19 protein-coding genes are annotated in these 19464 nt (G+C 60.7%); 10 read left to right on the top strand and 9 right to left on the bottom strand.

Annotation, left to right across the window (positions count from 1 at the left end):
• Positions 1-11: 11 nt before the first annotated feature.
• Both JFT66_RS00350 and JFT66_RS00345 read right to left on the bottom strand, forming a co-directional pair.
• Positions 12-752: an energy transducer TonB family protein gene (locus JFT66_RS00350; RefSeq protein WP_198858569.1), complete on the bottom strand. Its 741-nt coding sequence runs from the start codon at positions 750-752 to the stop codon at positions 12-14.
• 2 nt (positions 753-754) lie between these two features.
• Positions 755-1162, bottom strand: a complete 408-nt coding sequence (locus tag JFT66_RS00345) for an ExbD/TolR family protein (protein WP_034117567.1) — start codon at positions 1160-1162, stop codon at positions 755-757.
• Between the two features lie 190 nt (positions 1163-1352).
• Here JFT66_RS00345 and JFT66_RS00340 point away from each other — a divergent pair, with 190 nt between their 5' ends.
• Positions 1353-1907 (top strand): GNAT family N-acetyltransferase, encoded by a 555-nt coding sequence (locus tag JFT66_RS00340; RefSeq protein ID WP_198858568.1) that lies wholly within the window; start codon positions 1353-1355, stop codon positions 1905-1907.
• A complete protein-coding gene (locus JFT66_RS00335; protein ID WP_198858567.1) occupies positions 1904-3478 on the top strand; it encodes an alkaline phosphatase D family protein in 1575 nt (524 codons plus the stop codon). The genes JFT66_RS00340 and JFT66_RS00335 overlap by 4 nt, the downstream gene beginning before the upstream one ends.
• Positions 3479-3543: 65 nt before the next feature.
• Here JFT66_RS00335 and JFT66_RS00330 read toward each other — a convergent pair whose 3' ends face one another.
• Positions 3544-4218, bottom strand: coding sequence for an alanyl-tRNA editing protein (locus tag JFT66_RS00330; RefSeq protein ID WP_198858566.1), 675 nt, complete (start codon positions 4216-4218; stop codon positions 3544-3546).
• 89 nt (positions 4219-4307) lie between these two features.
• Here JFT66_RS00330 and JFT66_RS00325 point away from each other — a divergent pair, with 89 nt between their 5' ends.
• Positions 4308-5240: a LysR family transcriptional regulator gene (locus JFT66_RS00325; RefSeq protein WP_198858565.1), complete on the top strand. Its 933-nt coding sequence runs from the start codon at positions 4308-4310 to the stop codon at positions 5238-5240.
• Between the two features lie 129 nt (positions 5241-5369).
• On the opposite strand, the gene JFT66_RS00320 is transcribed toward JFT66_RS00325, so the two are convergent.
• Both JFT66_RS00320 and JFT66_RS00315 read right to left on the bottom strand, forming a co-directional pair.
• Complete coding sequence (locus JFT66_RS00320) at positions 5370-5777, bottom strand: PA2817 family protein (protein WP_016970230.1); 408 nt, start codon at positions 5775-5777, stop codon at positions 5370-5372.
• Positions 5778-5852: 75 nt separating this feature from the next.
• Positions 5853-8300, bottom strand: coding sequence for an acyl-CoA dehydrogenase (locus JFT66_RS00315; RefSeq protein ID WP_198858564.1), 2448 nt, complete (start codon positions 8298-8300; stop codon positions 5853-5855).
• 190 nt (positions 8301-8490) lie between these two features.
• Between JFT66_RS00315 and JFT66_RS00310 the strand changes: the two genes are divergently transcribed.
• From JFT66_RS00310 to JFT66_RS00295, 4 genes are all read left to right on the top strand, one after another.
• Positions 8491-9150, top strand: coding sequence for a transglutaminase-like domain-containing protein (locus JFT66_RS00310; RefSeq protein WP_198858563.1), 660 nt, complete (start codon positions 8491-8493; stop codon positions 9148-9150).
• 56 nt (positions 9151-9206) lie between these two features.
• Entirely contained in the window at positions 9207-9824 is a 618-nt protein-coding gene (locus tag JFT66_RS00305) for a glutathione S-transferase family protein (RefSeq protein ID WP_153837848.1), read from the top strand.
• Positions 9825-9959: 135 nt separating this feature from the next.
• Entirely contained in the window at positions 9960-10892 is a 933-nt protein-coding gene (locus JFT66_RS00300) for an ABC transporter ATP-binding protein (protein WP_034117576.1), read from the top strand.
• Positions 10889-11668, top strand: coding sequence for an ABC transporter permease (locus tag JFT66_RS00295; RefSeq protein WP_034117577.1), 780 nt, complete (start codon positions 10889-10891; stop codon positions 11666-11668). Before JFT66_RS00300 ends, JFT66_RS00295 begins: the two co-directional genes overlap by 4 nt.
• Before the next feature lie 71 nt (positions 11669-11739).
• Here the strand turns inward: JFT66_RS00295 and JFT66_RS00290 are convergent, their stop codons facing one another.
• Positions 11740-12279 carry a TetR/AcrR family transcriptional regulator gene (locus tag JFT66_RS00290; protein ID WP_153837850.1) on the bottom strand — a complete coding sequence of 180 codons (540 nt, stop codon included), beginning with the start codon at positions 12277-12279 and terminating at the stop codon, positions 11740-11742.
• 91 nt (positions 12280-12370) lie between these two features.
• Here JFT66_RS00290 and JFT66_RS00285 point away from each other — a divergent pair, with 91 nt between their 5' ends.
• The 3 genes from JFT66_RS00285 to JFT66_RS00275 all read left to right on the top strand — a co-directional run bounded on the left by JFT66_RS00285 (position 12371) and on the right by JFT66_RS00275 (position 16750).
• The gene (locus JFT66_RS00285) at positions 12371-13558 is read left to right on the top strand and encodes an MFS transporter (protein WP_198858562.1); all 1188 of its coding nucleotides are present in this window, start codon (positions 12371-12373) and stop codon (positions 13556-13558) included.
• A gap of 111 nt (positions 13559-13669) precedes the next feature.
• Positions 13670-14818: a TDT family transporter gene (locus JFT66_RS00280; RefSeq protein WP_198858561.1), complete on the top strand. Its 1149-nt coding sequence runs from the start codon at positions 13670-13672 to the stop codon at positions 14816-14818.
• A 57-nt stretch (positions 14819-14875) separates the two neighbouring features.
• Entirely contained in the window at positions 14876-16750 is a 1875-nt protein-coding gene (locus tag JFT66_RS00275; protein ID WP_034117581.1) for an MFS transporter, read from the top strand.
• Positions 16751-16852: 102 nt separating this feature from the next.
• Here JFT66_RS00275 and sugE read toward each other — a convergent pair whose 3' ends face one another.
• The 3 genes from sugE to rdgC all read right to left on the bottom strand — a co-directional run bounded on the left by sugE (position 16853) and on the right by rdgC (position 19314).
• Positions 16853-17167: a quaternary ammonium compound efflux SMR transporter SugE gene (gene sugE, locus JFT66_RS00270; RefSeq protein WP_005786698.1), complete on the bottom strand. Its 315-nt coding sequence runs from the start codon at positions 17165-17167 to the stop codon at positions 16853-16855.
• Between the two features lie 112 nt (positions 17168-17279).
• On the bottom strand, positions 17280-18239 hold the full coding sequence (locus tag JFT66_RS00265) for a bile acid:sodium symporter family protein (RefSeq protein ID WP_153870644.1): 960 nt from the start codon (positions 18237-18239) through the stop codon (positions 17280-17282).
• 154 nt (positions 18240-18393) lie between these two features.
• Positions 18394-19314: a recombination-associated protein RdgC gene (gene rdgC, locus JFT66_RS00260; protein WP_003172886.1), complete on the bottom strand. Its 921-nt coding sequence runs from the start codon at positions 19312-19314 to the stop codon at positions 18394-18396.
• Between the last annotated feature and the right edge of the window lie 150 nt (positions 19315-19464).

The raw sequence follows: 19464 nt of genomic DNA, 5'->3' as shown, positions 1-19464 counted from the left end.
GTGTCGGGTGCTTATTGCACGCTGTAGTTGAAGGTGGCGGTGAAGCGTTGCTCATTGCGCCCCCCAAAGGCTTGCTCGGGGAACGGCTTGACTTGCTTGATGCGACGCAAGCTGTTGGTGGCGGCGCGGTTGAGCAACATGCTCGAGGCCTGGGTTTGCACACCGGAGTCGAGCACGCGGCCCTGACGGTCCACCAACAGCCACACCACCACCTCGCCGCTGGGGCGTTCGAGCGACGCCTGGCGCCCGGTGGGGTACTGCTTGTAGGTGTCCAGCTCGTTGCGCAAACCTTTGAGATAACCACCCTCCAAGGCCTGGCCGTCAACCTTCGGCGGCGCAGGCGGGGCCGCTGCCGCCACGGGCGCTGCCGGGGCTGCGACGGGTGGAACGGGTTTGGCGGCGGCGACCGGTGGCGCAGTGGGCGCAGTGGGCGCGGGCTTGGCAACCACCGGCTTGGGCAGCGGTTTTGGCTTGGGCTTGGGTTCGGGCTTTGGCAGCGGCTTGGGCGGCGGTGGCGGTGGTGCCGGCTCGGCCTCTTCATCTTCGATCAGCGGCGGTGGCGGCTCTTGTTGCACCACCGGTTCCGGGACGACTTCCGGCTCCGGCTCGACCAACGCCAACTCGACTGCCGACTCGTCATACACCGGCTCGACCTTCAAGGTCTGGGACTGGATACCCAGTGCAATCAGCACCAGGGCGATCACGGCCGGGACACTGCCCAGCAGCTGACGTGCACGAAACAGAACGTACATGATCAGGATTTACGCGTGGCGATGGACACGGAGGTGAAGCCACCCAGGCGCAGGGTGTCCATCACTTCCACCAGGCGCGAAACTTCCACGCCTTTGTCGCTGTTGACGATGATCGTCGACTTGGTCTCGGGCTTTTCGGCGGCCTTCAGCGCCGGCACCAAGGCATCCACCGTCAGGTCCTTGCCGTCGAGTTGCAACTGGCCTTCCAGGCCCAGGGTGAGGATGAATTTGTTCTGCGGTTTGAGCTGCTGTGAAGTGCTGGCGCTGGGCAATTGCGTCTTCATGCCGAGCGCGGGAATCACGTTCAAGCTCACCAGTACGAAAAACACCAGCAGGAACATCATCACGTCGATCATCGGAATCAGCTCGATGTGCGCCTTGCGTTTCTTGGGTTCGTCCCAGGTTCTCATTCCGTTGCCCCGTCATTGAATTAGGGGCAGAACGCTAACAGTGAAAAATGACCGAATGGTTAACTTTAATTGACGGTTTAAAGGCTCTAGGACGCATCTTTCAGAAAACTTACCGGTCACTTTTACGACGTAATGAAACTGACATGCGGGGCGTACATCCTCGAGAAATTTATCTCGAGAGACGCCCTGTATGCCCACTGCGTTGCCTCATTTGTCCACCCCGCGACTCCTGTTGCGTGCGCTGGAAATGCATCAGGCCGAAGCACTTTTCACCCTCGCCAACGGGCCGAAGATTGCCGATAACACGGCCAATATTCCATCGCCTTACACCTTGGAAACGGCACAGGGTTTTATCGCCGGGACCGCCGAGAAATATCGCACCGGTGAGTTGTTGAACCTGGGGATGCACGTGCGTGACTCTGGCGAATTGATTGGCATCGTCAGCCTGCGTCTGAATACTCGTCACCACTATGGGCACTTGGGTGGCTGGGTGGCGGCGCACTGCCGCAACCAGGGATTTGCCGCCGAGGCCGCGAGCGCGATGATGGACTATGGCTTCTCTGCACTGGGGTTGCAGCGCGTGGGCAGCCAATGTTTTGGTCGCAATAAGGAATCGGCGCGGGTCATGGAGAAGATCGGCCTGCGCTATGAAGGCTGTATGCGCCAGGCGTTTCTGAAAAATGGCGTGTACGAGGACTTGCTCGGGTTTGCCACCGTGCGCGACGACTGGGAGCGCCGGTTGTGAGCGGCGCCATTGACCACGACCGGCGCCGGGTACTCAGCGCGCTGGCGGTTGCTACCGCGTTTTCCATCCTCAGCCCGTTTGCACGCAGTGCCGGGGTGGATTATCCGTTCACTCTTGGCGTGGCTTCCGGCGACCCGTTGCCGGATGGCTTTGTGATTTGGACGCGCCTGGCGCCGCTGTTCAACGCCGCAGACGGGCGTGGCGGCTTGAGTCGCGCGGTGCCGGTGCGCTGGCGGGTGGCCAGCGATGCGGCGATGACGCGCATTGTGAAGCAGGGCGAGGTGCTGGCGACGGAGCGTTTCGCCCATGCGGTGCATGTCGAGGTGGCGGGGCTGGCGGCGGACAGGCCCTATTGGTACCAGTTTGAAGGGCTCGGTGCGCAGAGCCCGGTGGGTCAATCGCGCACAACGCCGCTGCTGCATGCCATGGCCTCGGCGCGGTTGGGGTTTGTATCCTGCTCGCACTGGGAGCGTGGCTATTTCAGCGCCTATCGGCACCTCGCCGCCGAGCAGCCCGACCTGGTGTTTTTCCTCGGCGACTATATCTACGACAGTTCCTACGCGGCGGACTCGGGCAAGGTTTTTCGTTCCCACGGCAGCGGCAATGCGCTGACCCTGAGCGACTACCGCAACCGCTACGCGCTGTACAAGACTGATCCAGACCTGCAAACCCTGCACGCCGCCGCCCCCAGTGTGGCGACTTGGGACGACCACGAAGTACAGAATGACTATGCCAACCGCTGGTCCCAGGACCCGAAGATTGGCGTGGCGCAATTCCTCCAGCAACGAGCGGCGGCTTACCAGGCGTTTTACGAACACATGCCCCTGCGCGCCAGCAGCGTGCCGAAGGGCGCGGACATGCGTATCTACCGGCGCCTGGACTATGGCCGGCTTGCACGTTTCCATGTGCTCGACGGTCGTCAGTACCGTTCCGAGCAACCGTGCATTGCAGCCAATGGCAGCCACCAAGGGCATGTCGCCACCACCCCGTGCAGTGACTTGCGTGACCCCGCCCGCACGTTGCTTGGCTGGCAGCAAGAAGCCTGGCTCGACCAGGGTTTTGCCCAGTCGAAGGCGCAATGGAATGTGATCGCCCAGGACCTGCTGGTGGCACCGTTGATCCAGCGTGATCTCACCAACCACAAGCCGGGGCGCTGGACTGATGGTTGGGATGGCTACATGGCCAACCGTTCGCGGATGCTGGCGTCCATCGCCCGCCATCGGGTCAGCAACCCGGTGTTCTGGGGCGGCGACATACATTCGTTCTGGGCCACGGACCTGCATGCAGACGCCGACAATCCGGATTCGGCGGTGGTCGCCACCGAGTTCGTCGGCTCGTCGGTGACATCCGACGGCCCGCCCTATGACGCCTTCATGAAGATCATGCCGCTCAACCCCCATGTGAAGTTTTTTGACAGCCGCCAGCGTGGGTATGTGTCGGTGGAGTTGGCGGCCCAGCGGATGCTGACGAATTTTCGGGCGATCAGTGACCCTCGCGACCCCGCCGCCACGGTGTCGACGTTGAAGTCGTTTGTGGTAGAGCCGGGGAGGGCGGGGGCGATTGCCGTGTAGCCTATTTCTCTGTGGCGCATCGGTCCACTGTGGGAGGGGACTTGCTCCCGATAGCGGTGTGTCAGTCACTCATGCTGTGATTGAACCTCCGCCATCGGGAGCAAGCCCCCTCCCACATTGATTTCGTAGCGCACCGACAGGGCGCCTTTTTTCTCCGACAGCGCCAAAATCGTCACCTGGCCCAGTTCGCTCAACGCTTGCACATGGGTGCCACCGCACGCGTAGGGCGGCAACTCGCCGAAGCCGACTTCCCGGACGCCGTCTTCCAATGTCATATGGCGTGGATAGTCGGCGGCGATCCATTGGTTGACCTGTTGCTGGAGCGCCTGGGCATCGATGTTTTGTGCAGCTTCGCCGCGGATAAAGGTGATCTTGCCTTCGCCCGGCCAATGGTGGGCCTTGATCGGCATCCAGCCCAGGTGTTCGCCGGCATTGCCGATCAAATGCCCCGCCGAATGCAGGCGGGTGTGCAGCGCGCGGCGTTGTGCATCGACCCGTGCAGCGACCGGGCCGGGTTCCAGCGGTTGATCGACGTAATGCACCACATGCTCGGCCTCCTGCATGACGCGCAGTACCTGGCTGTCGCCGAGCCACCCAGTGTCGAACGGCTGGCCGCCGCCTTGGGGATGGAAAATCGTCGACTGCACAATCACGGCGAACTGCTCTTCGTGCGGGGTGCAACTGAGCACTTCCAGCTCGGCCGTCAGGTGGTCGTGGGTAAAAAACAGGCGCTCGGTCATCATCTACATCCGCATCAGGGTTCTGTGGGCAGTATAAATAGTGCGCAGATGGGTGATAATCCGTTCAATTATCAATGGACCTGTGCGTCATGAGCATCAATCTACCTTTGCCGCTGTTGGGTGAAATGGCGATTTTCGTCAAGGTCGTGGAAACCGGCAGCTTCTCCGAAGCGGCGCGGCAACTCAGCGTTTCACCCTCGGCGGTGAGCCGCAGCATCTCGCGCCTGGAGCAGGCCCTGGCCACGCGCTTGCTGCAACGCACCACGCGCAAACTGCGCCTGAGCGAGGGTGGTGAGGAGGTGTTCAAGCGTTGCCAGGAGATGGTCAATGCAGCCCGCTCGGTGATGGAAATCAGCGGCCAGTTCACCCATGAAGCCGAGGGCCTGGTGCGGCTCAGCGTGCCCAAGGCGGTGGGGCGCTTCGTGGTGCATCCGCATATGCCGGAATTTCTGCGGCGCTACCCCAAGGTGGATGTGCAATTGATCCTCGAGGATCGGCATGTGGACCTGATCGATGACAACGTCGACTTGAGCATCCGTATCACCGACAGCCCGCCGCCTGGCTTGGTCGGGCGCCAGTTGTTGCCCATCGAACACTTGTTGTGCGCGACGCCGCAGTACCTGGCCGAGCATGGCACCCCAAGCCATCCCCATGATTTGCTCGAGCACAGTTGCATTTACCTGGGGGAAACCCCTGGCGACTCACGCTGGAAATTCCGCCAGGCCGGCAAGGCGGTGACGGTGGGAGTACGCGGGCGTTATGCGGCGAACCACACTGGGGTGCGGCTGGACGCGGTGTTGCAGCATGTGGGGATTGGCAGCTTGCCATATTTCACGGCGCGGCATGCGTTGGAGGCGGGGCAGTTGGTGCAGGTGTTGCCGGCGTGGGACTTTATTGCGTCTTACCATGGCGAGGCGTGGTTGCTGCATTCGCCGACGCGGTATCTGCCGCCGAAATTGCGGGTGTTCATTGATTACCTGGTGGAGTGCATGGCCAAAGAGCCGACACTGCACCGCCGGTAGGCGTGCGGTCAAAAATGTGGGAGGGGGCTTGCCCCCGATAGCAGTGCATCAGTCAGCTTATCTGTAACTGACACACCGCAATCGGGGGCAAGCCCCCTCCCACATTAAGTGCAGCAGTGATTTTTGAAGTCAGTGCTTGCTCTGGTCTTGCGGCATGGCCAGCAGCTGCTTTTCCTGGTTCCAGTCGAACGGTTCGTCGTTCTGTTCGGCTTCAAAGCGACGTTCTTCCAGGGCCTGATACAGGTCCAGTTCTTCGTCGGGCATGAAGTGCAGGCAATCGCCGCCAAAGAACCACAACAGGTCGCGCGGCACCAGGTGAGCGATTTGCGGGTAGCGCAGAATGACCTGGCTCATCAGGTCCTGGCCCAGGTATTGGCTTTCGATCGGGTCGATCGGCAGTAGGGCGCGCAGTTCGTCGAAGCGCTCCAGGAACAGTGAATGGCTTTCCTCGGGTACCTGTTCGGCTTCGCCGACGGCAACCAGGATGCTGCGCAAGTGGTCGAGCAAGACGAGATGATCGGCAACGACGTTGGACACGAGATAAGTCCTCTAAAGCAAAAACGGGCGCGAGAGTATATAGCCCTCGCGCCCGTATTTATATGACCGCTGGTATTAGCGGACTTTACCCTCAGCCTGCATCAGCTCTTCCTTGCTGAAATCATCCACGTCGATCACCTTGCGCCGCGCCGCTTCGGCGTCACGCAGGGTTTGCGCTTCGGCCGGTTGCAGCACGCCGGCATGCAGCGCGGCATCGATGGCGTGTTCGCCGGCGGCCGGTTTGACCTGGCCGCTTTTGAGTGCACTGTGGAGTTTTTTCTGCAGCGGGTGGCTGGCGCCGAGCAGGTCGTAGGCATGTTGCAGGGCGCCCACTGGATCTTCTGCCGATTGTGGGCGGTAGCAGCCGGCCAACAGCTCTTCCAGGGTCGGGTCGCCTTTGGCACGACCGATCACTGCCGCCACTTCGGCATCCAGCGCGTCGGACGGCCCGGTGTGACGACGCCCGAACGGGAACACGATTACCCGCAGCAGGCAGCCCAACACCTTGTTCGGGAAGTTGCTCAGCAGTTCATCCAGGGCGCGTTCCGATTCACCCAGGCTTTCTTCCATGGCCCAGGCAAACAGCGGCTCCAGGTGATCCGGCGAGTCCAGGTCGTGATAACGCTTGAGCGCCGCCGAGGCCAGGTACATATGGCTCAGCACGTCGCCCAGGCGGGCGGACAGGCGTTCGCGGCGCTTTAGCTCGCCACCCAGCAGCATCATGCTCAGGTCTGCCAGCAGGGCAAATGCAGCCGCCTGGCGGTTCAGTGCGCGGAAGTAACCCTGGCTCAAACGGTTGCCGGGGGCTTTTTCGAAATGACCGAAGCCCAGGTTCAGCACCAGGGTGCTGGCCGCGTTGCTCACGGCAAAGCCGATGTGCTGCATCAACAGGCCGTCGAATTCCTTCAACGCCTGGTCGTGGTCTTCGCGACCGGCCAGGGCCATTTCCTTGAGTACGAACGGATGGCAGCGAATTGCGCCCTGGCCGAAGATCATCAGGTTGCGCGAGAGGATATTCGCGCCTTCCACCGTGATGAAGATCGGCGCCCCTTGCCAGTTACGGCCCAGGTAGTTGTTCGGGCCCATGATGATGCCCTTGCCGCCGTGTACGTCCATGGCGTGGCTGATGCACTCACGGCCGCGCTCGGTCAGGTGGTACTTGAGGATCGCCGAGAGTACCGAGGGCTTCTCGCCCAGGTCCACGGCGTTGGCGGTGAGCATGCGTGCGCTGTCCATCAGCCACGCGTTACCGCCGATGCGCGCCAGGGCTTCCTGGATACCTTCGAAGGCCGACAGCGGGACGTTGAACTGCTCGCGCACCTGGGCGTATTGCCCGGTCACCAGGCTGGTGAACTTGGCCGCGCCGGTACCGACCGCAGGCAGGGAGATGGAGCGGCCTACCGACAGGCAGTTCATCAGCATCATCCAGCCCTTGCCGAGCATCTCCTGGCCACCAATCAGGAATTCCAGGGGGATGAACACATCCTTGCCGGAGTTGGGGCCGTTCATGAAGGCGGCGCCCAGCGGCAGGTGGCGACGACCGATTTCAACGCCGGGTGTATCGGTAGGAATCAACGCGAGGCTGATGCCCAGGTCTTCTTCTTCGCCCAGCAGGTGGTCCGGGTCATGGGCCTTGAACGCCAGGCCGAGCAAGGTCGCGACCGGGCCCAGGGTGATGTAGCGTTTTTCCCAGTTCAGGCGCAGGCCGAGGGTTTCCTTGCCTTCCCATTCACCTTTGCAGATCACCCCGGTGTCGGGCATGGCGCCGGCATCGGAGCCGGCCAGCGGACCGGTGAGGGCGAAGCAGGGGATATCGTCGCCACGCGCCAGGCGGGGCAGGTAGTGGTTGCGTTGCTCATCGGTGCCGTAGTGCAGCAGCAATTCGGCTGGGCCGAGGGAGTTGGGCACCATTACCGTGGAAGCAAGGTCGCCGCTGCGAGTCGCGAGCTTCATCGCGACCTGGGAGTGGGCATAGGCGGAGAAGCCTTTGCCACCGTACTCCTTGGGAATGATCAGGGCGAAGAAGCCGTGGGTCTTGATGTGTTCCCAGGCCGCTGGCGGCAGGTCCATGGCCTGGCCGATTTCCCAGTCGCTGACCATGGCGCAGAGTTCTTCGGTGGGGCCGTCGATAAACGCCTGTTCTTCCTCGGTCAGTTGCGCCTTGGGGTAGGCCAGCAATTTGTCCCAGTCGGGGCGCCCGCTGAACAGTTCGCCATCCCACCAGACGGTGCCGGCGTCGATGGCATCGCGTTCGGTCTCGGACATCGGCGGCAGGACTTTCTGGAACCAGCTGAACAGCGGCTTGGTGAAGTATTGGCGGCGCAGGTCGAGCAACAGCAACGGCACGGCGACCACGGCGATGAGCACCCAGAAGATCAGCAGCAGCCAACCCGGTGCGTGGCTCCAGGCGCCCATCGCCAGCAGGTAGACAGCGACCACGCCGAGGGCGGGCAGGGGGGCGATACGGCGATGTGCCAGGTAGGCAATGCCGACCACCAGCACCAGTATCCACAACAACAGCATATGCAATCCTCCGTGAAACCAGGGGCGAAACCACCAGGGAGCTTAGTCGGCATCCGAGCAGGCCGGGTGATCAGGGTGTTACAAGTTGTACTGGGTTATCCATCAGCAGTCGCCGACATTTGGCCGAATCGTCGTTATCTCTGTGGCAGACCTGTCGTTAAACTCCAGGCTTCCCTCGGAGATCAAGCTCATGAATGCGTACTTGAGTCCCAGCCGCTTCATCGATAGTGACCACCCTGCGGTGGTGGAGTTCGCCGAAAAGCATCGCGGAACCCAAGCGAATTTAAGTGACCAGGCAGTCAGTCTTTACTACGCCGTGCGTGAGGCGATTCGCTACAACCCTTATACCTTCAGCCGTGACCCCGGCACCTTGAATGCCAGCTTCGCCCTGGCCGCTGGCGAGAGCTACTGCGTGCCCAAGGCCACCTTGCTTGCCGCCTGTGCCCGCCACTGCGGCATCCCTGCGCGTATCGGCCTGGCGGATGTGCGCAATCACCTGTCCACCCCACGCTTGCTCGCCCTGCTCAAGAGCGACGTGTTCGCCATGCACGGTTATACCGAGCTTTACCTGAACGGTCGCTGGGTCAAGGCGACTCCGGCGTTCAACCAGCAACTGTGCGACGTGTTCGATGTGCCACCGCTGGAGTTCGATGGCCTCCACGACAGCGTCTTCCACGCGTTCAATCGCCAGGGCCTGCGTTCGATGGAGTACGTGGTGGACCATGGGCAATTTGCCGATGTGCCCGAGGCGTTTTTCTTCGCGCATATCCGAGAGTGTTACCCGCACTTGTTTGCTGACGATGCGCCGCCCTTGCTGGGCGATATGCAGGGCGATTTAAGCCGCGCCTGAACCGGCGTATGCTGCTGCCTTCATCCAGCCATGTTCATCAACGATAAGGCGCGGTCATGCTGAAAATCTGGGGTCGTAAAAATTCATCAAACGTCAGGAAAGCACTGTGGTGCGCCGAGGAGCTCGGCCTGGACTATGAGGCAATTGATGCGGGCGGAGCTTTCGGTGTGGTCGACACCCCGCAATACCGAGCGTTGAACCCCAATGGGCGGGTACCGATGATCGAGGATGGCGACTTTGTGCTGTGGGAATCCAATACCATCGTGCGTTATTTGTGCGCCAAACACGCGTCGGACTTTTACCCGAACGACCTGCAAGCCCGGGCCAGCGCCGAGAAGTGGATGGATTGGACCACCTCAACGCTCGCCGATCCGTTCAAGGCAGTGTTCTGGGGAATCGTGCGTACACCAGCCGAAAAGCAGAACTGGGACAGTATCAATGCCGGGCGCCAGGCGTGTATCGACGCGCTAAGAACTGTCGACGAAGCCCTCGCCGAGCAACCTTACCTGTCCGGCCAGGCATTTGGCATGGGCGATATCCCCTTGGGCTGCTTCATCTACGCGTGGTTCGAGATGCCCATCGAGCGACCTGCAATGCCCCATCTAGAGGCCTGGTACCAACGCCTGCAACAGCGCCCTGCTTATCGCAAGGCGGTGATGACCGCGTTGACTTAATACACACTATTAATACGGGTGACTGTACTTGTGCGGCATGGGCACGCACCATGCTCGCACTGCATCGTAGGTTGAACTACCTTCGGTGCGCCCTCATCTATTCTTTCTATTCCCTTCTTTGGTGCGTATCCCGATATGAGTTCCGCTCTGTCCATCCGGCAGCTAACCAAAACCTACGGCAACGGTTTCCAGGCCCTGAGTGGTATCGATCTGGACGTTGCCGAAGGTGACTTCTTCGCCTTGCTCGGCCCTAATGGCGCCGGTAAATCCACCACCATCGGTATTCTCTCGACCCTGGTCAACAAGACCAGCGGTACGGTGAATATCTTCGGGCATGACTTGGACAAATCCCCGGCGGCGCTCAAGCGTTCCATCGGCGTGGTGCCCCAGGAATTCAACTTCAACCAGTTTGAAAAGACCTTCGACATCGTCGTGACCCAGGCCGGTTACTACGGCATCCCTGCGAAGATCGCCAAGGAACGCGCCGAGCAATACCTGACCCAACTGGGGCTGTGGGACAAGCGCGACGTGCCTTCGCGCTCGTTGTCCGGTGGCATGAAGCGCCGCCTGATGATCGCCCGCGCCCTGGTGCATGAGCCGCGCCTGCTGATCCTCGACGAACCGACCGCGGGCGTGGACATTGAACTGCGCCGCTCGATGTGGGCGTTTCTCACGGAACTGAACGAGAAGGGCATCACCATCATCCTCACCACGCACTACCTGGAAGAGGCTGAGCAACTGTGCCGCAACATCGGCATCATCGACCACGGCACCATCGTCGAAAATACCAGCATGCGCAGCCTGCTGGGCCAGTTGCATGTGGAAACCTTCCTGCTCGACCTGAAGAACAATCTGTCGGTTGCGCCGCAGTTGCTCGGTTATCCCAGTCGCCTGCTGGACAGCCATACCCTGGAAGTCCAGGTGGACAAAGCCATGGGCATCACCGCGCTATTTACCCAGTTGGCGGCCCAGAACATTGAAGTGCTGAGCCTGCGTAACAAAACCAATCGCCTTGAGGAGTTGTTCGTGTCCCTGGTGGAGAAAAATCTGGCGAAGGTGGCGGTATGAGTTCCGAACTGCAACCCAACCTCGTCGCGCTGCAAACCATTGTCTATCGCGAAGTTAAGCGCTTTACCCGCATCTGGCCGCAGACCCTGCTGCCGCCGGCGATCACCATGGTTCTGTACTTCGTGATCTTCGGCAACCTGATCGGCCGGCAGATCGGCGACATGGGTGGTTTCACCTACATGGAGTACATCGTGCCGGGCCTGATCATGATGTCGGTGATCACCAACTCCTACGGCAACGTGGTCTCGAGTTTCTTTGGCAGCAAGTTCCAGCGCTCCATCGAGGAACTGATGGTCTCGCCGGTATCGCCGCACACTATCTTGATCGGCTATACGCTGGGCGGCGTGTTGCGGGGCTTGATGGTGGGGGTGATCGTGACGCTGCTGTCGTTGTTCTTCACCCACCTGCAAGTGCATCACCTTGGGGTCACCATTCTGGTGGTGGTGCTCACGGCGACGATCTTCTCGCTGCTGGGGTTTATCAACGCCGTTTTTGCGCGCAACTTCGATGATATTTCGATTATCCCGACGTTCGTGCTGACGCCGCTGACTTACCTGGGCGGGGTGTTCTACTCCATCACCTTGCTGCCGCCGTTCTGGCAGACCGTGTCCCTGGCCAACCCTGTGCTGCATATGGTCAACGCTTTCCGCTACGGTATTTTGGGCGTGTCGGATATCAAGATCAGCGTGGCGATCACCTTCATGGTCGTGGCGACCGTGGTGCTGTATTTAGGTTGTGCGCGGTTGCTGGTGAGTGGGCGCGGGATGCGTACGTAAATAGCGATTCAACGCAGTAAAAAATGTGGGAGGGGCTTGCCCCCTCCCACATTTGGTTTTGTGTATGACTTTTAGACCTGCAGTGCCAGTTCGATCAGCGCATGCAGTTCTTCAACAGCCAACGGCTGCGCCGAAAACAAAATACGAAACACCGTTGGCGCCGCGAGCAGGTTGATCAAACGGTCCACGCTCGGCGGCGTCTCTTGCGGATAGCGATCAACAATCGCCTGCAACTGCCCGCTCAGAATGCTCACGCAATAACCCGGCGTCACACTGCATTGCACGTCGCGCATCATATTGCGCCCTACGTCCGAACTCATCTCATCCAGGTATTGCTCAGCCCATGCTTGCAGGTCGCCGCGCAGGCTGCCGGTGTTGGCCGGCTCGCTGTCCGGGCGCATGCGCGCCAGGGCCACGTCGGCAAGCAGTACGGAGAGGTCACCCCAACGCCGGTAGATGGTCGACGGTGTAACGCCTGCGCGGGCCGCAATCATCGGCACGGTGACGCTGGAGCGCTCATGGGCTTCCAGTAATTCACGCACCGCCGAATGGACGGATTCTTGTACCCGGGCACTACGGCCCCCCGGGCGGAGGCCTTCTTTAATCGCCATGCTTAAAACCTTAACACAAAGAATTTGCTTTAAGCGCCGGCGGGTAGCACACTGCACAAAAGCAAAATATTAGCTTTAGTGGAGCGTGCCCATGTCCAGCGTCATTTCTCAACGGTCCAGCCTGGCGTTCCTGGTGATCACAGTGCTGACCTTCCTCGCCGCGTCCAGCGCGCCGACGCCGTTGTACCAGGTGTATCAGGACAACCTGCATTTTTCTGCAGCCATGCTGACGGCCATCTTCGGCGTCTATGCCGTGAGCCTGTTGGCGGCGCTGCTGACCGTAGGGTCGCTTTCGGATTACCTGGGGCGCAAGCCGGTGATCTTCGCCGCGCTGCTCCTGAATATCGTGGCGATGCTGCTGTTTATCAACGCTGACAGCACCGCCTACCTGCTTGCCGCACGGGCATTGCAAGGCTTCGCCACCGGGACTGCCACAGCGGTGTTGAGTGCGACGTTGCTCGATACCGACCGCGTGCGCGGCCCGATGCTCAACAGCCTTGCGCCGATGCTCGGCATGGCCAGTGGTGGCCTGGGCAGCGGCCTGCTGGTGGAGTTCGCGCCACGGCCGACCCAATTGATCTATTTCACCCTGCTGGGCTTTATGGTGATGCAGGCCCTGTATGTCTGGCGCCTGCCTGAAACGGTCAGCCGTATACCGGGGGCCTTGAAGTCCCTGGCGCCAACCCTGCATGTGCCGCCGCAAGCACGTCGGGCCTTGTGGTTGGCGATGCCGCTGAATGTGGCGGTGTGGGCGCTGGGTGGGTTCGTTTCCTCCCTGGCGCCGTCGTTGGTGCGAGCCGCGACGGGGTCGACCTCGCATTTGATCGGCGGCGGTCTGGTGGCGGTGGTGACCTTGAGTGGCGCGGTGATGATCTACAGCTTGCGCCACCGTGCGGCCAACCAGGTCATGCGCCTGTCGGCGGCGCTGCTGGCCGTGGGCGTTGGGTTGCTGCTGGTTGCCGTACAGACCGCCAGCCTGTGGCTGTTTTTTGTCGCCAGTGTGATTGCCGGTTTTGGTTTCGGCGGCGGTTTCATGGGCAGTGTGCGCAGTATCGTGGGGCTGGCGTTGCCCCATGAGCGGGCGGGCCTGATGTCAGCGTTTTATGTATTGAGCTACCTGGCATTCTGCGTACCGGCGCTGTTGGCGGGTAACCTGACCCGAGTGTTTGGCCTTATAGCGACCACGGATGGCTACGCTGTGGTGCTTATCCTGCTGGCCCTCGGTGCCCTCGGTGGGCTGTTGTGGCAGGACGCTGCACGGGCTCGGGCAGCCGCGTGAGGGATGTCTATATCTGCAAAACAGATAACAGTTAGAGATATTACCCGTTATATAGATATTCGATCAGGTTCTATCATGGCTTCAACCTCATGCGAGGAAGAGGATTAACCCATGACCTGCTCGACTACTCACCGCTACAAACCGCTTAGTCACCTGGCCCGTCCCCGGGAAGTGATTCGCCAGTTCACCCCGAACTGGTTTGCCGCCACCATGGGCACCGGCGTGCTGGCGCTGGCCTTGGCCCAGTTGCCGGTCAGCCTGCCAGGCCTGGGCGCTGTCGCTGAGGGCCTGTGGATGTTCACTATCGGCCTGTTCGTGCTGTTCAGCGTGTTGTATGCCGCCCGCTGGGTGATGTTTTTCCACGAGGCGCGGCGGATCTTCGGGCACTCCACCGTCTCGATGTTCTTCGGCACCATTCCCATGGGTCTGGCGACCATTCTCAACGGTCTGCTGCTGTTCGGCCTGCCACGCTGGGGCAGCGATGTGATCCCGCTGGCCGAAGCCCTGTGGTGGCTGGATGTGGCCATGTCCCTGGCCTGCGGCGTGCTGATCCCATTCATGATGTTCACCCGCCAGGAGCACAGCATCGACCAGATGACCGCCGTTTGGCTGTTGCCCGTGGTGGCTGCCGAAGTGGCGGCGGCGAGTGGCGGCTTGCTGGCGCCGCACCTGGTCGACGCCCATTCGCAACTGGTGATGCTGGTGACCAGCTACGTGCTGTGGGCGTTTTCCCTGCCGGTGGCGTTCAGCATCCTGACGATCCTGATGTTGCGCATGGCCTTGCACAAACTGCCCCACGCCAATATGGCGGCATCGAGCTGGTTGGCGCTGGGCCCTATCGGCACCGGTGCCCTGGGGATGCTGTTACTCGGTGGCGATGCGCCGGCGATCTTTGCCGCCAATGGCCTGGCGAGTGTTGGTGAAATGGCCCACGGCCTGGGGCTGATTGCAGGTATCACCTTATGGGGCTTCGGCCTGTGGTGGATGCTGATCGCGGTGTTGATCACCCTGCGTTACCTGCGTGCGGGCATTCCGTTCAACCTCGGCTGGTGGGGCTTTACCTTTCCGCTGGGGGTGTATGCCCTGGCTACGTTGAAACTGGCGAGCGTGTTGCATTTGGGGTTCTTCAGTGTGTTCGGCAGTGTGCTGGTGGTGGCGTTGGCGCTGATGTGGTTGATCGTGGCCAAGCGCACGGTGCAGGGCGCGTATAAAGGCGAACTTTTTGTTTCGCCATGCATTGCAGGTTTAGGGAATAAGTAAGCAGGATTAGGTAAAGTCGTGGCCTGATCAATAACAGGCCACGCAGGAACACGGACGATGAGCCACCCCTCGCAATTCACCTTGCTGCGCACGCGGCGCTTCTTGCCGTTTTTCATCACCCAGTTGCTGGGCGCGTTCAACGACAACATCTTCAAGCAATCGCTGATCCTGGCCATTCTCTACAAGCTCACCATCGACGGTGACCGTTCCATCTGGGTCAACCTGTGCGCCTTGTTGTTTATCCTGCCGTTCTTCCTGTTCTCGGCGTTGGCCGGGCAATTTGGCGAGAAATTCAACAAGGACGCCTTGATCCGGGCGATCAAGATTGGCGAGATCGTGATCATGGCCGTGGGCGCGGCGGGCTTCCTGACCAATCATCTGGAACTGATGCTGCTGGCGCTGTTTGCCATGGGCACCCACTCGGCGCTGTTCGGCCCGGTGAAGTACTCGATCATGCCCCAGGCCCTGCACGACGATGAGTTGGTCGGCGGCAATGGCCTGGTGGAGATGGGCACGTTCCTGGCGATCCTGGCCGGCACCATTGGCGCCGGGATCATGATGTCTTCCACCCATTACGCGCCGGTGGTGGCGGTGGCGATTGTCGGTGTGGCGGTGCTGGGCTACCTGGCCAGCCGCAGCATTCCGCGCGCGGCGGCTTCTACGCCGCAACTGCGCCTGGACTGGAATATCTTCACCCAGTCCTGGGCGACGTTGCGGATGGGCCTGGGGCAGACCCCGGCGGTCTCACGTTCGATTGTCGGCAACTCGTGGTTCTGGTTTGTCGGTGCGATCTACCTCACGCAAATCCCGGCCTACGCCAAGGAATGGTTGTACGGCGACGAAACCGTCGTGACCTTGATCCTCACCGTGTTCTCAGTGGGCATCGCCCTGGGCTCGATGCTCTGCGAAAAACTCTCCGGGCGTAAGGTCGAAATCGGCCTGGTGCCGTTCGGCTCGTTTGGCCTGACGGTGTTCGGCCTGCTGTTGTGGTGGCACTCCGGGGGCTTGCCGCAGAACGTCCAGGCCAACGACTGGCTCGCGGTACTCAGCTACGGCCAGGCCTGGTGGGTGTTGTTCGATATCCTTGGCCTCGGTGTGTTTGGCGGCTTCTATATCGTGCCGCTGTACGCGCTGATCCAGTCGCGCACTGCCGAGAACGAACGGGCGCGGGTGATCGCGGCCAACAATATCCTCAACGCACTGTTCATGGTGGTCTCGGCCATCGTTTCGATCCTGCTGCTGAGCGTGGCCAAGCTGTCGATCCCCGAGCTGTTCCTGGTGGTGTCGTTGCTCAACATCGCGGTCAACACCTACATCTTCAAGATCGTCCCCGAGTTCACCATGCGCTTCATGATCTGGCTGCTCAGCCATTCCATGTACCGTGTCGAGCATCGCAACCTGGAGCAGATCCCCGATGAGGGCGCGGCTTTGCTGGTGTGCAACCACGTATCGTTTGTCGATGCGCTGCTGATTGGCGGCGCGGTGCGTCGGCCGATTCGCTTTGTCATGTACTACAAGATCTACCGTTTGCCGGTGCTCAACTTTATCTTTCGCACCGCAGGGGCGATTCCGATTGCCGGGCGCCATGAGGATATCCAGATCTACGAAAAGGCGTTCTCGCGGATTGCCCAGTACCTGCAGGAAGGCGAGTTGGTGTGCATCTTCCCGGAAGGCAAGTTGACGGCCGATGGCGAGATGAATGAGTTCCGTGGTGGCGTGACGCGGATCCTGGAGGAGACGCCGGTGCCGGTGATCCCGATGGCGCTGCAGGGGTTGTGGGGGAGTTTCTTCAGTCGCGATCCGCACAAGGGCTTCTTTCATCGGATCTGGTCGCGGGTGGTGTTGGTGGCGGGTGAGCCGATTGGTGTGGAGGCGGCAACGCCTGTGCAGTTGCAGGCTGTGGTGGGTGGTTTGCGAGGGAGTGCCAGGTAGTTTTTGGCGGGTAGTAAAGGCCCCTTCGCGAGCAAGCCCGCTCCCACATTTGGAATGCATTTCAAATGTGGGAGCGGGCTTGCTCGCGAAGGGGGTAGTGGATTATGTGCTGATCTTGAGCCCAACCAATCCACAAATAATCAACGCCACACTGGCCAACCGAAACAACGCCATGGATTCACCAAACAGGATAATCCCGGCGATCACGGTGCCTACGGCACCCACGCCGGTCCAGATGGCATAGGCGGTGCCCAGCGGCAGTTCCTTCATGGCCAGCCCCAACAGCCCAAGGCTGACGGCCATGGCGGCAATCGTCAGGGCGGTGGGCAGTGGCTTGCTGAAACCGTCGGTGTATTTCAGGCCCACAGCCCAGCCGACTTCAAACAACCCGGCAAAAAACAGAATGATCCAGGACATGATGACCTCCCATCAATAGGCGGGGTCGTCCCCTGATTAAGCGCTCGAGAGCGTCGCGAGGTCGTCCCCGCGAAGCTTGGTAGAGTGCCGAAAATGGATCAGGCGATCAAGGTTACGGCGCGGCTTCCAAGGCGCGACGGTCTTCCTTCTCGCTCATACGGCGGAAGTAGGTCGACAGCAAGGCCCCGGAAATATTGTGCCAGACACTGAACAACGCACTGGGCACTGCCGCCAACGGCGAAAAGTGCGCGCTGGCCAACGCAGCGCCCAGCCCTGAGTTCTGCATACCCACTTCCAGGGCCAACGACTTGCGTTGCGCCAAGGGCAACTTGAACAGGCGCCCGGTGAAGTAGCCCAGCAGGTAACCGAAGCTGTTATGCAACATCACCACCGCCATGATCAGCAGGCCCGACTCGGCAATCTTGCCTTGGCTTGCGGCAACCACCGCCGCGACGATGATCACAATGCTGACCACCGACACCAGTGGCAGCACGTCCACCGCATGGCGAACCCGATCACCCAGCACGCGTTGCGCAACCACGCCGAGCACAATCGGCAGCAGCACCACTTGCAGGATCGACCAGAACAGCTCCATGAACGACACCGGCAGCCAGGCCGAAGCCAGCAGCCAGATCAGCGCAGGTGTGAGCAGCGGGGCGAGGAGGGTGGTGACGGCGGCAATCGCCACCGACAACGCCAGGTCGCCGCGGGCCAGCCAGGTCATGACGTTGGAAGACGTGCCGCTTGGGCAACAGCCGACGAGGATCACGCCGACGGCAATTTCCGGCGGCAGTTGGAACGCCTGGCACAGCAACCACGCCACGCCGGGCATGATCACGAAATGCGCGACCACGCCCAAAGCCACGCGCCACGGATGGCGAGCGACTTCGGCGAAGTCTTCAAGTTTCAAGGTCAGCCCCATGCCGAACATCACCAGGCCCAGCAGCGGGACGATGGCACTTTTAAGGCCAATGAACCAGCTGGGTTCGAAGAAGGCCAGCACGGCAAATATCAACACCCAGTAGGCGAAGGTATTGCCGACGAAGCGGCTCAAAGCAGCGAGTGCACGCATGGGGATGTCCTTGTTATTAGATTCTGAAGGTGTAAATACAATCCAATGTGGGAGCGGGCTTGCTCGCGAACGCGGTGAATCAGTCACCTGATGTATCGACTGATACACCGCGTTCGCGAGCAAGCCCGCTCCCACATTTTGCTCTTCACACGGCTTAAATGCCCTGTGGCGTCTCTTCACCGCCCAGTGCTTCCACCAACGCCGGCAGGAACTCACCGAAGGTCAGCATCATCAAGGTAAAGCTGGCATCCAGTTGGCCCAGAGCCTCGTCGCCGCCGTCCTGCTCCGCCTGGTCTTGCAGCAGGTCTTCGAACTTCAGGCGCTTGACGGTCATCTTGTCGTCGAGCATGAAGGACAGCTTGTCCTGCCACGCCAGGGACAGCTGAGTCACGACCTTGCCGGTGGTCAGGTGCAGCTGGATCTCTTCGCCGGTCAGGTCCTGGCGTTTGCAGCGCACGATGCCGCCGTCTTCGTGGGTGTCGCGCAGTTCGCATTCGTCGAGGACGAAGAAGTCATCGGCCGGTTTCTGGGTGGTGACCCAGTCGGTCATGATGGCAGTCGGTGCAGTTTTCACCGTCAGTGGGCGAACGGGCAGGGTGCCGATCACTTCACGCAAGGTCGACAGCAAGTCTTCGGCGCGCTTGGGGCTGGCCGAGTTGACCAGGATCAGGCCCTGTTTCGGCGCGATGGCGGCAAAAGTCGACGAGCGACGGATAAAGGCACGCGGCAGGAAGGCCTGGATGATTTCATCCTTGATCTGGTCGCGCTCCTTCTTATAGACCTTGCGCATCTGCTCGGCTTCGATCTCTTCGACTTTCTCTTTAAGTGCATCACGCACCACGCTACCCGGCAGGATGCGTTCTTCCTTGCGCGCGGCGATCAGCAGGAAGTCACCGCTGACGTGAACCAGGGGAGCATCTTCACCTTTACCGAAAGGTGCGACGAAACCGTAAGTGGTCAACTCCTGGCTTGCACAAGGGCGCGCCAGCTTGGTGGCCATGGCCGCTTCCAACGCCTCGGCATCAACAGGCAGATCTTGGGTCAGGCGATAGATAAGCAGGTTCTTGAACCACATGGGGTGAGTCTCTCCTCTATACAAAGGGGGGCATTATTCTCTTGATCACGCCGCAGGCCAACCCTGCCTAAGCCATTGGAAGGGCTGAAAAAAAAGATTTAAGAAAGTGCTTGCCAGACTTAGGGTCGCTCCGTAGAATGCGCGCCACAC

The sequence above is a fragment of the Pseudomonas sp. MF6755 genome (genome assembly GCF_016405635.1).
Taxonomy (GTDB): domain Bacteria; phylum Pseudomonadota; class Gammaproteobacteria; order Pseudomonadales; family Pseudomonadaceae; genus Aquipseudomonas; species Aquipseudomonas haemolytica.
The sequence above is the reverse complement of the archived record's forward strand: the minus strand, read 5'-3'. Positions and strand labels throughout refer to the sequence as shown.